17 protein-coding genes and 1 pseudogene are annotated in these 13,783 nt (G+C 35.4%); 14 read left to right on the top strand and 4 right to left on the bottom strand.

What is annotated here, in order from left to right:
• The 6 genes and pseudogenes from AC07YC_RS08430 (at position 1) to AC07YC_RS08405 (ending at position 3,075) form a co-directional block, all read left to right on the top strand.
• Complete coding sequence (locus AC07YC_RS08430) at positions 1-270, top strand: hypothetical protein (protein ID WP_494919045.1); 270 nt, start codon at positions 1-3, stop codon at positions 268-270.
• 141 nt (positions 271-411) lie between these two features.
• A complete protein-coding gene (locus AC07YC_RS08425) occupies positions 412-630 on the top strand; it encodes a hypothetical protein (RefSeq protein WP_494919044.1) in 219 nt (72 codons plus the stop codon).
• Positions 631-698: 68 nt separating this feature from the next.
• Entirely contained in the window at positions 699-959 is a 261-nt protein-coding gene (locus AC07YC_RS08420) for a phage holin (RefSeq protein WP_089987110.1), read from the top strand.
• A pseudogene (locus AC07YC_RS08415) lies at positions 956-1,625 on the top strand (M15 family metallopeptidase). The gene AC07YC_RS08420 and the pseudogene AC07YC_RS08415 overlap by 4 nt, the downstream one beginning before the upstream one ends.
• A 132-nt stretch (positions 1,626-1,757) precedes the next feature.
• Positions 1,758-2,639 carry a hypothetical protein gene (locus AC07YC_RS08410; RefSeq protein ID WP_494919043.1) on the top strand — a complete coding sequence of 294 codons (882 nt, stop codon included), beginning with the start codon at positions 1,758-1,760 and terminating at the stop codon, positions 2,637-2,639.
• 139 nt (positions 2,640-2,778) lie between these two features.
• Positions 2,779-3,075, top strand: coding sequence for a YhjD family protein (locus AC07YC_RS08405; protein WP_494919042.1), 297 nt, complete (start codon positions 2,779-2,781; stop codon positions 3,073-3,075).
• A gap of 84 nt (positions 3,076-3,159) precedes the next feature.
• On the opposite strand, the gene AC07YC_RS08400 is transcribed toward AC07YC_RS08405, so the two are convergent.
• Positions 3,160-4,197: an Ig-like domain-containing protein gene (locus AC07YC_RS08400; RefSeq protein WP_427485592.1), complete on the bottom strand. Its 1,038-nt coding sequence runs from the start codon at positions 4,195-4,197 to the stop codon at positions 3,160-3,162.
• Positions 4,198-4,685: 488 nt separating this feature from the next.
• Positions 4,686-4,871: a hypothetical protein gene (locus AC07YC_RS08395; RefSeq protein ID WP_494919041.1), complete on the bottom strand. Its 186-nt coding sequence runs from the start codon at positions 4,869-4,871 to the stop codon at positions 4,686-4,688.
• A gap of 285 nt (positions 4,872-5,156) precedes the next feature.
• Between AC07YC_RS08395 and AC07YC_RS08390 the strand changes: the two genes are divergently transcribed.
• From AC07YC_RS08390 to AC07YC_RS08355, 8 genes are all read left to right on the top strand, one after another.
• Positions 5,157-5,297 carry a hypothetical protein gene (locus AC07YC_RS08390; RefSeq protein WP_494919040.1) on the top strand — a complete coding sequence of 47 codons (141 nt, stop codon included), beginning with the start codon at positions 5,157-5,159 and terminating at the stop codon, positions 5,295-5,297.
• 45 nt (positions 5,298-5,342) lie between these two features.
• The gene (locus tag AC07YC_RS08385; protein WP_494919039.1) at positions 5,343-5,483 is read left to right on the top strand and encodes a hypothetical protein; all 141 of its coding nucleotides are present in this window, start codon (positions 5,343-5,345) and stop codon (positions 5,481-5,483) included.
• Positions 5,484-5,744: 261 nt separating this feature from the next.
• Positions 5,745-6,122 (top strand): hypothetical protein, encoded by a 378-nt coding sequence (locus AC07YC_RS08380; RefSeq protein WP_494919038.1) that lies wholly within the window; start codon positions 5,745-5,747, stop codon positions 6,120-6,122.
• 308 nt (positions 6,123-6,430) lie between these two features.
• Entirely contained in the window at positions 6,431-8,065 is a 1,635-nt protein-coding gene (locus AC07YC_RS08375; RefSeq protein ID WP_494919037.1) for a helix-turn-helix domain-containing protein, read from the top strand.
• Between the two features lie 81 nt (positions 8,066-8,146).
• A complete protein-coding gene (locus AC07YC_RS08370) occupies positions 8,147-9,112 on the top strand; it encodes an ABC transporter substrate-binding protein (protein ID WP_494919036.1) in 966 nt (321 codons plus the stop codon).
• Between the two features lie 191 nt (positions 9,113-9,303).
• Complete coding sequence (locus AC07YC_RS08365) at positions 9,304-9,948, top strand: GntR family transcriptional regulator (RefSeq protein WP_494919035.1); 645 nt, start codon at positions 9,304-9,306, stop codon at positions 9,946-9,948.
• A gap of 336 nt (positions 9,949-10,284) precedes the next feature.
• Positions 10,285-11,706 (top strand): amino acid permease, encoded by a 1,422-nt coding sequence (locus tag AC07YC_RS08360; RefSeq protein WP_042737440.1) that lies wholly within the window; start codon positions 10,285-10,287, stop codon positions 11,704-11,706.
• Between the two features lie 90 nt (positions 11,707-11,796).
• Positions 11,797-12,912: a M20 metallopeptidase family protein gene (locus AC07YC_RS08355; RefSeq protein ID WP_336635762.1), complete on the top strand. Its 1,116-nt coding sequence runs from the start codon at positions 11,797-11,799 to the stop codon at positions 12,910-12,912.
• 80 nt (positions 12,913-12,992) lie between these two features.
• Here the strand turns inward: AC07YC_RS08355 and AC07YC_RS08350 are convergent, their stop codons facing one another.
• Together AC07YC_RS08350 and AC07YC_RS08345 are read right to left on the bottom strand one after the other, a co-directional pair.
• Positions 12,993-13,127, bottom strand: a complete 135-nt coding sequence (locus AC07YC_RS08350; protein ID WP_255350092.1) for a hypothetical protein — start codon at positions 13,125-13,127, stop codon at positions 12,993-12,995.
• Between the two features lie 212 nt (positions 13,128-13,339).
• Positions 13,340-13,783, bottom strand: coding sequence for a GNAT family N-acetyltransferase (locus AC07YC_RS08345; RefSeq protein WP_036127223.1), 444 nt, complete (start codon positions 13,781-13,783; stop codon positions 13,340-13,342).

Below are 13,783 nucleotides of genomic sequence, written 5' to 3'. Positions count from 1 at the left end.
ATGCCTGGATTTGAGAGTGGACATGCACGTTCTATGTCCATAAATAGTGTTACTGTTTATTATTTAGAAGCAATAATATTTGAAAACTCAGGAGGGACCGTTACATTTAGAAATCCAACATCTTCGAATTCATCAGTAGTAACAGTATCTTTAGAAAATGGTGCTGCACTAAAGATAAATAAGGTATCAACTGGAAGTTCAGTAATAACAGTAGATTATATAGATAGTAAGGGTGTTACAGGTAGGTACGTAATAAATGTTGACAACTAATTATTAAACCTCACCATTTGGTGGTGAATCTTTTTTAAAGCCTTCCACAGATAATTGTGGAGGGCTATTTTTATACAACAAGACCAAAGCAATGCACTGTGCCGAACAGTGCTATTTTTATTTGTAAGGTAGGTGTCAAAGATGGGGGAAGAATGGTATTCGAATAAAGAATTATTCGAACAAATAAATGCTTTATGTGGGGAAATGCAAGAGACTCGTAATTTGATAAAACAGTACAATGGATTGCGTGAAGAGTACCAAGGATTAAAACTTGAGGTTGATCAAGTTAAAGAATTGATGGTGCAGATTGAAGCTGTTTCCATTGGTAAAAACAAAGTACTAGAAGCTATACAGAACTGAGGTGGCTGGGCAATAGCAATCATTGCCCTTGTACTAAACTTTATGAAACTATAAATGGAGGAATCAGCATGAAAATTAATTGGAAAGTTCGTTTACAACATAAACAATTTTGGGTGTCATTAATCGCTTTACTACTAGTACTCGCTAATCAAACAGCGGGCATTTTTAATGTCGATATTACGATTTACAATGCTCAAATCACAGCCATTTCAGAAACTGTATTAAGCATTTTAGGTTTACTCGGTATTATTATCGACCCGACTACCAAAGGTACCTCAGACAGCGAGCAAGCATTGAATTATGACAAACCAAAGGGGGATGTGAAATGACAAGCATTACAACAACCTGCCGAGAGATTTCTGAACTATTACCAGCTGCACAAACAGCCTGTCGATTGATATTCCAAGAGTGCTTTAAGGCAGGCATTAAGAACGTCTTTATTACTGAAACATATCGCTCACAGGAACGACAGAAGTACCTTTTTGCACAGGGAAGAACTCGACCGGGACAAATTGTTACTTGGACACTAGACAGCAATCATAAGTCACGATTAGCGTGGGATATTGCTGTTGGTCCTCCACAGGATTTATATGATGTAGCAACCCTAAGCCGAGTAGGTGCTATTGCACGTAATCTAGGCACCACATGGGGAGGAGATTGGACAGGTAATATTGATCGTCCTCATTTCGGGGTCAAGCCAAACTTGGATTATGCCAAAGGGGTACAAAATTGAAGGACAAGTGATTATTCCAATCAATAGTAAATACCAAGTGCAATTAATTGTGGAAGGCAATACAACTAAACCAATAGCAAAGGATGATGATAAAATGTTATTCACTAATGACACAACGAAGGCTGCTGTACGTGACTACATTAAACAATCAGTGGATAAAAAGAAAATTGATAAGTCGTGGCTTGATAAATTCGACCAAGGCACGATGACAAGTGGTGATTTTGAAGGTTTGAAAATCATTATTGCTCAGCGTATTAATTAAAAGTATTAACATGCATTTGTTATATGATGAAATATATGTTGAAATATGTAATAAAATGAATAATAATTAAGTCAATTATATTATTTTAAAAATAGGATAATTAATCTATTAATATCACTTTGGAGGATTACTATGAAAAAGATTTTAATGATAGTATCAGCAGCTATAGCTATACTATTTAGTTTCTCACTTCTAGATATCGAGGGAAACAAAGCTAAAGCAGCGTCTATTGGAGAACAATTAAAGGAACCGGAAATTGGTTGGAAAAGATACGACGATTCTCATCCAGCTATTATAAAAAAAGGATACGAAAGCACAAAAGATGGTGCTCCGTATAACGGTAGCTATTCTTATACATCTGCAAATGATAAACCTGTATTATTTGATTTCACAGGAGATAAAGTTCGAATTATCGTGCGTAGATGGAACACAAGTAATTATTACGCTGAAAAAGTAGAATTGGTTATAGATGGAGAAGTAAAACAAACATTTTCTATACATGGACCAACACAAAATCAGACGTTAATAGCTGAAGTCACAGGTTTAGAAAATAAAAGACATAGTGCTATAATCCGAGTAGCAGAAGGTTATTCAAAAGGTATAAACTTGGATGCATTAGATATTGATGAAAACGGCGAATTACTACCACCGCAGGAAGAGCCAGTGGAGCCTGAGAAACCTGTACAAACAATATCTCAATTGTTTGTTGGTAACAAGGCATTTTATAAGTTACAAGCAAACGGAGACCTTTATGGTTGGGGAAGTAATGAATACGGACAACTAGGCTTAGGTGATACTAAAAAAAGAACAATCACTAGTAAAGAGAAAATATCAATCCCAGAACCAGTAATTGATATTATTATTGGTGAACAATTTGTAATTGCATTAGGAGAAAGTGGCAATGTTTATGGGTGGGGCGATAACACTTCTTATTTATTTGATGAAAACGGTGGTCTAATACTTTCACCAGTTAAATTTGATGAGAATATTAAAGAAATATCTAAAGCGGAATAGCTGAATAATAGAAAGATTCCCAGGTACTCATTAATTTGAGCCTGGGCTTTTTTATTTCCACAAATTAATACTTGTCAAAATGCAAATAATTGTTCTGAAAAAATACAAACGAACGTTCTTGTTGAGGGGAAGAAGTTGTATGTTGAATCCTGAACAACGGCGACTATTTCATAAATTTTTAATACTAGAAATGGCAGTTCAATCATTGCAACGTGACTTCTCCGTAATTGAAAATTTGAAAATGAGTAAAGTTTATTTACCCATACTTGAAAGATTACTAAAAGACATAACACATGATTATTACGATTCGAAAAGACTGTTAGCAAAAGAAAAAATAAGATTAGTAAAAGTGAAAAAGATAGACGAATACTTTAGCGATGTCCAAATTGCAACGGAGGTAATGATGTGGTACTCAGATATGCTAATATGGCTTTGAAAACTCAGGTAGAAAAATTATTAATCAGTCACCAAAATAAAGACCATGCGCTCAATGGAAGATGAGTACCTGGTCAATTTTTGTTTAATATTCTCTTACTTCAAAAGAAGCAATTTTATCATGTACAATATATTCTGTTACTTTTTTATAAGGTGAGATTGTTTTAGAAAATTTGAATGTTGATGTACCTTGTGCACTTTCAAACCAATTTAAGTAGTTGTTTAAAACGGTATTTGTAACATCATATTCTTTTGTTATACCGTTTACTAATGTAATGCTTAAAATAGCATTTGAAAATTCATTGTTTGGTTTCTTAACAATTACTGTACTAGTGGCTGTAATATCAGTACCTTCAATTTTGGCAGTAATTATTGCTTCACCTTCATGAAGGGCCGTAACATTACCATCCTGCTCTACAGTAGCAATTGTTTCATCACTTGATGACCAGATTACTTTTGCAGTATCAGGTGTAGTTGTTGCTATTAGCTTATCTTGGCTACCTTCAAGTAATTCTAGATTATTTTTGTCTAAAGTTATGGATTCAATATTCGGAACATCATTTTCTGATATTAAAAATCCGTCCACATCAATAGCATCTAGAGCAAAAGTATCGTTGTTTACATTATTTGTTATGTTTATCTCTACTTTGTGTTTACCATAAGGTAAATCTACTTTTTTATAGTATATAGACTGACTTTTTATACCATAACCTTTTGCCGTAGCTGCTTCAGAAACACCGTCAATAGTAATTGTGAAATCCACCCTATTATAAGCAATGTAATCTAATAACATAAATTTAGTTCCCACAAAATAGAAGGTTAAACTCATATCTTTATTATAACCTTGTACTCGACTTTTTTTATACAAGTCTTCGTGCGAAAATCGATACATGTTTGAATAATTTATTAATGGGTTTGAATCATCATATCGCTTCCATCCTTTTTCAGGTTTAAGCAACTGATCACCGATTACCGCACTGTTTTCAGGTGTATTATTTAAATTAGTTACCCCTTCTTCATAATCTACTACTTCTGCTGCAGATGCACTTTCAACACTAAAGCTAACTAATGATAGCAGCACTAACGTTAAATAAATAAAACTCTTTTTTAATAAATTAACCACTTATGTATCCTCCTTTAAATTAACAAGGCTATTATAAATAACCTATAAAAACAACTTTAACCATTATGGTACTTATTTACCATGATAATAATCGGTTATTTTTGATAATTAAAAAGCCACTCGTTTGAGTGACCTTAGTCTTTCAATGATTCATGCTGTTTGTAACCTGGAGCAATCGCTTCTAAATCTAACTTCTCATAGTTATCCCAATTAACTTTTTTAAAGGTTTCGGTATCAAAGAAAATACCATTACACTTCTCCTATTTCTTCATTCCCATATTGGTCAGTCAATGGGGCAAACCAGTAAATTGAAGGAGATTGAACTTCTTACTGAGGTGGACAGCAATCTATTATGGCAACTTGCTATGGTCAATGTCTGTTGTCATTAGTAGGATTCTTTGACTCATTAATAAAACTAAAAACTAGTATAAAAAAAAGACCACTTCAAATGAGCGGTCTGAATAGATAAAACGTTAAATAGTCTTAAATTATAATGAAGTGGACTTACCTTTTTTCTCATCAATAATAAGGTCTTCTTTATCTGGGTGAGGGAGTTCAGTAGATCCCTTACGCCCATTAGATTCTTTCATATTGCTTGGATCTGCTTCCCTAGAAAATGCTTGTTTTGTTGGCTCATCGGTTGCAAATTCTGTATTTTTCTTATCTCTTTTCATTTTTGACACCTCCTAAAGATATTATTTAACGTATCCAATTAAATATCCCTCGTTTATTTCAAATTTTTTCAACAAGCGTTTTATAATAATGGAACGTCATTTATTTAGCAAGTATTACTTACGCTCAAAAAATTAGACTCACTTGGAAAATAGTATGTTTATTATAGGCTGCGTCGTGATAGGCAGTTTTTCTTTTGTATTATAATATTGGTGTAAAAGGACAAATACTTTTTTGTTATAAAAATAGATAGCAGCACGAAGTTGAGTGAATGGGCATGTATATCCATGGAAGCACTGACATTATTCATTAATTGGCAAGAGACATATGTCAAAATTGGCTGGAACACTATTGTAAAGGATGCTTCGAATATGAAAAGACGGGTAGCATGGTCTAAATGGTTAAAGAATATACTAGATGTAATGTAAAGGATAGAAAAGGGGATGGGGATTATTGGATTATTAAATATTCTTATGAGCGCTTTTGGGATTACGATGATAACTTTATTTCTTTATCTTTGGTCACTTGATGAAGACAAATGGAATTTGATGGGTATTTCCTCTTACGTAATTCCTGCCATATTAATTTATATTGTTGTTTTTGTGTATGTGTAGAAATTAGATAATTCTAGCAGTGGTGAACTTTATGTATAGTAAATGAATATGAACAGTTCTTATCAGGAGGTCGCAGAGGGTCGAAAAATCTATGGACAAGTATACTTATACAAAGATAAAATTTTCATTTCCTTTATGTAGAAAATTCCAAAAGTGGTAAACTTGATTCTGGAGTGATTGCTTTAAAATTTATACTAGTAATGGAAGTGAAAATGAATGGCCATTATAAAAGATAGATCATTTAGTGCCTCGAGAACAAGTATGGAGTTTAAGATAGTGGAAACGGATGCTGTTTCTAGTACAATTAATATTCATTTTTATTGTGGTAATCATCATTTGGATTATACATTTTTCGTTTTACGAAGTGACCTGATGATGTTACATACGTTAATTCTAAGAAATTGGGAAGAATTATTAGAAGCAGGAGTATGGGATTCAACGGATCCTTCCTTTTCATTGTCTATCTCGGCAAACAAAAGTGAGTTGATTGAAGAACAAATTTACCAATTTCAATGTTGGATAGATGCTGGTGAATATATGTCAAGTCGATCTACTCGTTCTGGGATTGGAATTACCATTTATCAAGATCGAAAAACGATTGAAGAATTTGCATTTCAGATAAAGCATGAACTTGATTAGGCTTAATAAGCCCCAGGCTCGCGTTCAGGACGGGACTTGGGCTTTTTTGAGTTGATTATTGGAGCAAAGCTTATATAAGCTAACGCAATTTTTTCTTATAAAATGAATAACAAGATCAATTAAAATAGATGGGCGAGAAACTGTAAATGAGCTAATTAAGTTAGTTTGGAACCCCTTTTGGATTTGTTTTATTTATGGTAGATTACAATTTAGTTGGTTAGGCCTCAATGATTGGGTCACACTTGCTGTCTGACAACACTGTACATAAAGATTGTTTTGCAAAAAATAGAATGGGGGATTTCAATGAAATGTTGACATATGAGCTTCTGGACACAATGCTTCTAGCAGACGAGGGAACGATTAGCCCTGTTGTGCTGGCAGGCCCATTTCCTATGGTTATCATTCCGACACAGCCCGTATCTATTCGAACAGAGAAAGGTATTTATCGAATAGGTAAAGGGCAATTTGTCTTGCTTTTACACCAAGAGCAGGATATCTATCTAGTTCCAAACGCTAGTGAGGGCTTTGCACCTGTTTACAGCATCTCATTTACTAGTTACCGGTTGGCAAAACGGGAGAAGGATGAGCTGTTATATGTGATTGATTTAACGCATTTGCCTGCACATGGGCAGATCATGGAATTTCCTCGGTATGCAGAAGGTTTGCTTAAAAATTTGCTGGAACAGTTCCAGCAAACGCAAAACCTAAATACAACCCCTAAGCTTCATTTGCTTCTGCACGAATTACTCGATACCATTTTTGAAAGAAAGAGTATTGATAACAGTTTTGTGACGAACGATCAAGCAATACAACAGGCTGTTACATATATCAAACAACATTTTGCAGCACCGCTAACGCGTTCTTTTATGGCCGATATGACTGGCTTTAACGAAAGCTATTTCTCCTCGCTGTTTAAGAAGGAAACAGGGTGGAGCTTTGCTGAGTATGTGAATCAAATTCGGGTAGATCAAGCAAAGCTTCTGCTACTAGGAACAAATGACAAATTGCAGGATATTGCGTTGAAAACAGGATTCGCTGACGGTTCATATTTGGGGAAAACCTTTACTAAATATGTTCATCTTTCGCCTAGTAGTTTTCGTAAGAGGAGGCATTCTCATCGTATTGTTAGTATACAATTTCTTGGGGCATTAGTAGCATTGGGCATTCAACCCCTCGCTACTACACGAGAGCTGCTTCAATCTTCTAAGCTATTGCATAAACGATTGTCGACCATTGTGGAAATAGAGTCCTTTGATCAACTTGAAGAGATACGCCAGCTCGAGCCAGAGTTAATTGTGGCACCAACTTATTTTTATAACTATCCTGATATAATGAAAACACTCGAACAAATTGCCCCTGTTTTAACAATTCCTTGGGGGCAGTTGGACAAGCTGGAAGAGGTAAGACTGCTTGGAACACTACTAGGGCGTACACAACAGGCTGAGGAGTGGATTGTAAAGCTGCAACAGTCCGCTCAAGAAGCAAGAGAAGTCATTCAACCATTTTTTAAGTCAGATACAACAGCTGGTATCTTTGAATTAAGTCACGATAATTTATGGCTAATCCCTTATCTATCAGTGCGCTCCGCCTACACTCTATTTGAATTATTAGGGCTACGAGCCCCTCAAACCATTGAACAGGAGATACTTCAAACTGGTAAGCATCTTAAAGTGACAGAGCAGGACTTGCCCATATATGCGGCTAGTCATATGTTTTTGATTGTGCCAACGGATGATACGGAATCGTTCCGTGCTCAGCTTATGCAGCGTTCCATTTGGCAACAATTAGTGTATGAGCAAGGCTGCCAATTACATCTACTGAAGCTCAATGAATTTTGGTTTGATGATGGTTTCTCATTGGAGCTCCAGCTGGATGTAATGGTAAAATTGTTAATTAATAAAATCGAATCCAACAATTTTCCCTGTGAAACATCCAATTTATAGGCGTTGTTCTTGTACAAGACTGTCTCTATAATGAATATATCATCGCGAATGATAATCATTATCAAATAAGGAGGTACAATCTTGTACTTACATAAGTTGTTAAAATCGATAGTATTTCTTGCTTTAATCACCGTACTTACGGCATGTGGCAATGCCAATGACAGCACTAAATCCAATACAAATCAGGATGCTTCTACAGCTGAAACGTCAGAATCCGCAACAAAGATTATTAAAACACAACGTGGAGATTTGGAAATGCCAAGTCATCCAAAGCGTATTGTGACAGACGGTTATTTACCAGAGCTACTTGTACTAGGTGTCAAGCCGATCGGTTCTACACAATGGGATTTGGAGAACAAAGTAATCCAGGAGCAGATTGATGGAATTGAAACAACCGGAGAGAGATCATTAGAGACCATCGTACAACTGAAACCAGATTTAATCATTACTTGGGTAAGTGATGAGGCAATCCTTCAGCAATATGAGAAGATTGCACCAACTCTTGCAATTCCTTATAGCTCAACAGGAGATATTTATGAAACCATGCGTCTATTGGGCGATGCTTTGAACAAAAAGGATGAAGCGGAAAAATGGATTAAGCAATTAGATCACACAGCTGAGGAAGCACGAGCACAGCTTGCAAATATAATTAAACCCGAGGATACGTTTGCGCTGATGGGCGTTTTTGTAGTAGATAAAGGGTTTTATATTTATGGTGACGGAGGCTATAGAGGCGGAGAAGCTATTTATAAGCATCTTCAACTAAAGCCACCAGCGAAACAGGCGAAAGAAATGATAGGGAAAGAGGCTTATCGTCAGGTTTCGTATGAAGTCATTCCTGATTATGCCGGCGATTATATTTTCATCGATCAAGGTGATTTAATCTCAGAGGTATGGGGAGAGAGCGAAGGACTTTGGAAGTCACTTGACGCTGTGAAGAATGACCGAGTATTCAAGCTTGACCCAGAGTTGTTCTGGGGCAATGACCCAATCTCATTAGAACTACAAATTAAAGAAGTAGTGAAAATGCTGACTGAAAAACAATGATAAATAGTTCCAATCTGAAGGATCACTCTAAAGGGTGGTCTTTTTCTTTTTACCTCTATTAGGGTGTTCTGTGTTAATTAGTACTTTTTCCATTGATAAGAAAAGAATTAATTGAGAAAAAATAGGGTATATATTAAAATCAATTTATACATACAATATATTGTATTAAATAACGTATTGGAGAATTCATAATGGAATATTTATCGCTAAAAGACCATGTTTATAATTATATTGTGGAACAAATTAACAATGGGAGCTTGCTGGCTGGGAAAAAGGTGAATGAAAACCATATTAGTGAAAGCCTCAATGTAAGTAGAACACCAGTAAGGGAAGCACTCATTCAGCTGACATCAGAAGGTTTACTAGAAAATATCCCACGTAAAGGATTTGTCATCAAAAGTTTAACGAAGGAAGAAGCGAAAGAGACTTATTTTATTATAGGGGCATTGGATGGATTAGCTGCCTCACTGGCAGTGCCATTATTAACGGAAAAAGATATGAAGGAGATGGAGTTTTATATTCAAAGTATTGATTTAGCCATTAATACAGAAAATTACAGGATGTACGATAAAATGCAAGAGGCTTTTCATGGTGTTTATCATAAGCTATGCCCGAATAAAAGTTTGATCGAACTTTTACTGCAATTAGAGAAAAAATTTATGAAAAACTTAGGGGAAAATGACTCAACTGATCGAGTAAAGGAAATGTTAACGCAGCTCAACAATGAACATCGGGAAATTCTTGATTTTTTCAAGAATGGGGATGCCATTGCTTTAGAAAGATTCCTCAAAGAAGTTCACTGGAATATGGAAAGAGCGGAGAAAGTATTGCTATAATTGCTAGAAAAACTGGAAAAACTAAGAATCTGTTTCAAATGAGACAGATTCTTTTTTTTATTGACATATAAAATAAAATATATAATATATAGAATTAAAGACTGAATATTATATATTGTCTTTTAACAAAGGAGAAAGGGGATTATTTTGTTTCAACAAACTTCTCTCTCTTTAATAAGGGGAAAAAATCTTTCTACGGCAGGTGTTTATGCAATATCAGGCTGACGGTTTTTAGAGAAGCTTTTCAAGTGAGCTTGAGAAACACCAGAGGCATATGTGGAGACGTAATTAATGGTGTAGAAAGGCTATGATTTGGAAGATTTAGGGGGATTTACAGTGGAGAATAAAGAGTACGATTTACAACGTGGGTTAAAACGCAGACATCTTACAATGATCTCAATTGGTGGAACCATTGGGACAGGATTATTTCTTGCATCTGGAAATGTTGTTTCAAATGCTGGAGCTCTTGGAGGTCCTATAGCATTTTTAGTGATTGGTATTTTAGTATTTGTGTTAATGAAGGGTCTTGGAGAAATGTCAACCTTCATGCCTATACCAGGGGCTTATACTACCTATTCAGGTTTATTTGTTCACCCCGTGCTAGGTTTTATGGTTGGCTGGAATTTATATATTAATGGATTCCTCGGGCTCGGTGCTGAAATTGTTGGGGGAGGGATGATTCTTAATCAATTTTTCCCAAGTACGTCTACCTTTATATTTTGTCTTTGTATTTCAGCTATCATTTTGTTTTTGAACTTAATTGATGTGAAATCCTATGGGGAAGCTGAATATTGGTTTGCCGGTATTAAAGTACTTGCCATCATTGTATTTCTTATCATTGGTGTCCTAATGATTTTCGGAGTGATTGGAGAACAAGGATTTATAGGTTTTTCAAATTGGAACAGTGAATCGATGTTTCCAAATGGTTTGACAGCGGTCATTATTATGATGACTGGTGTAGTTTGGTCCTATCTAGGTGTTGAGACAGTTGTTTCTGCGGCAGGTGAAGCAGAAAACCCGCAGAAAAACGTTCCAAGGGCCATTAATACAATTTTCCTTCGTATTTTAATTTTCTATGTTGGATCTATTACCATCATTGGTTTAGTTGTACCTTATCAAAATGTAAGCGTTCTAAGTAATGGATATGCTGGTCTTTTAGGTTTAGCTGGCATTCCTGGAGCTGCAACAATCATGAATATTATTATTCTAACATCTTTGGTTTCTGCAGCGAACTCGATTGTTTATTTCCTAAGTAGAACACTGATTGCATTATCAAAAGAAGGGAAAGCACCAAAAGCATTAGGGAAGGTTAATAAACGAGGCATTCCAATGAATGCGGTAATTTTGACATTATTCCTTGGACAGGTTTCGCTGATTACGAACTTTATTTCACCAGATAAAGTATTTATTTGGTTAACATCTATTGCAGGCTTTAATACACTACTTGGCTGGTTTGGTAGCTATCTTTCCCATTATAAATTTAGGAAGTGGTTAGTGAAAAATGGAGGGTCTGTCGATAAGCTAAAATTCAAAATGCGAACTTATCCAATTCCAACGCTACTTTGTTTAGCTGCTTTAATAGCCATTGCCATTTATACAGCTTATAGTCCTGAAACAAGATTCTCATTCTATATTGGTGTTCCTATGCTAATAATGTACTTTATTGTGGGTACTTATTTGTATAAAAAAGGGAAAATTCATGATCCTAGCTATAAGCCATTTTTAGAAGCTCATATACATGATAAAGAAATAAAATAATCAATGACATGATCGTTGGTTGCATCCATTTTTCTAGTAAACAATCAGAATGTTAAGAGATTTGCGATGAGTTAAAGGAGATACAGAATAATGGAAAAGAATAATTTACAGCTGGCTATACAATTACGACATGAGTTACATGCGCATCCAGAATTATCAAATCATGAAGCATGGACGAAACAGCATTTAATAGAGTTTCTTAAAACCCATACAAATCTTGAAGTCGTAGATAAGGGGCGTTGGTTTTATGCCGTTTATCACTCAAAAGTAGGCAAAAGAAATATTGCTTTTCGGGCTGATTTTGATGCCCTCCCGATTGAGGAGACGATTGAACTTTCTTACGGTTCGAAGTTTCCTGGTGTTTCTCATAAATGTGGTCATGATGGACATTCCGCAACACTTTGCGGCTTTGCCCTTGAAATCGATCAGAAGGGCTCTGACAATAATATATTCTTTTTATTCCAACATGCCGAGGAAACTGGTGATGGTGCTATAGAATGTGCCGACTTAATAGAAGAAAAGAAAATCGATGAGATTTTTGGCTGGCATAATATGAGTGGCATCAAAGAAAATACGGTTTATGTTATTAATGGGACAGCTCAGTATGCATCAAAAGGAATGTCTATCTATATGGAGGGGGTGCCATCTCATGCAAGTGAACCCGAGAATGGCATAAACCCTGCTTTTGCCATAGCAAAAATTATTGATAGCATTCCAAGCTTTATTGATCCAACAGCGAATAAAGGTAATGTATTATGCACCGTCGTCCAAGTAGATATCGGAGAGAAAGCATTTGGTGTTAACGCAAGTAAGGGCATACTACGATTGACTATCCGAGCTCTATATGAGGAAGAGATGGGTAAACTTCAGCATAAATTGGAAAATCTAGCGCAAGTAGAAGCAGAAAAATATGGGCTGAAAATTCGTTTTGAATATCAGGATGAATTCCCTGAAACGGCTAATCACGAAGAGAGCTCCGATAAAATACGTCAGGTTTGTGCAGAGAAAAATATACCAATGCTCGAGTTAAAGGAGGCTTTCCGTGCTTCAGAGGATTTTGGTCATTATACAAAACTGACAAAAGGCTCTTACTGCTATATAGGGAATGGAGAGGATTATCCAAACATCCATACCTTTGAATATGATTTTAAAGATGACCTGATCGTAACAGGAGTCGAATTGTTTAAAGGGCTTGCTGAGCTATAAACATAGATGAATAAGAAAACAAAAAGGAATCACCGTAAAGCGGGTGATTCCTTTTGGCATTTCGATGTCGACTACTATATTTATTGAAACCATAAAAAGAATTTAGCTAATAAAAAGATCGGGACTCCTACAATTATTACGCCTGCCAAGAAATAACAAAATAGCATAAATACATCGAAAATCGCACCGGCTAAATCATCAATGAATTTTAACATTTCATTTCCCTCCAAACATAATAAGTATAGGCACTTACAAATTGCGAAAAGAGAAAAGCCTCAATGTCACTATTGAAGCTATTAAATCTTACATATTTTTTACTATTCCACTATTAAAAACTAAATCTGTATAAACTATACTAACATTCATCGGAAAGTATAACAAATATTTAGGACTGCTCACATCGATGGAAGGTCAATGACATTGAACTTCACTTATCATCAAAATCATATTGTAAAGTCTTTTTTAAATAGTAATGTTTAAAATCTCTTCCTACTTGATCGAGGGTCCCGTAAATTTCATAATCATGATTTTCATAAAAAGTTAACGCTTGAAAGCTTAAGGTGTCAACCTTAATGAAATCGCATGTATTCTCTAAAGCAATTTCCTCAATGGCTGCTAACAATTTTGAACCATATCCTTGACCACGGAATTTTTCATCGACCATTAATGTGTGTATTTCTAACCAGTTCCAGCAAACCTCTCCTAATATGCCACCGAAAATTTGACTGTCTTGATCTGTTAGGAATAAATTAATTTCCTTATAGCGCCCTTGTAGGTCTTTTGGAAAGTGTTCTACATTATATTCATAAAGCATGTGATTGACATAGGATTTATTTTTTGCATCTAATTGTTGTGTAATTTGTAAGGACAT

The organism is Lysinibacillus sp. GW247-5R2A, from assembly GCF_059424475.1.
This window is presented reverse-complemented; position numbering and strand designations above follow the sequence as displayed.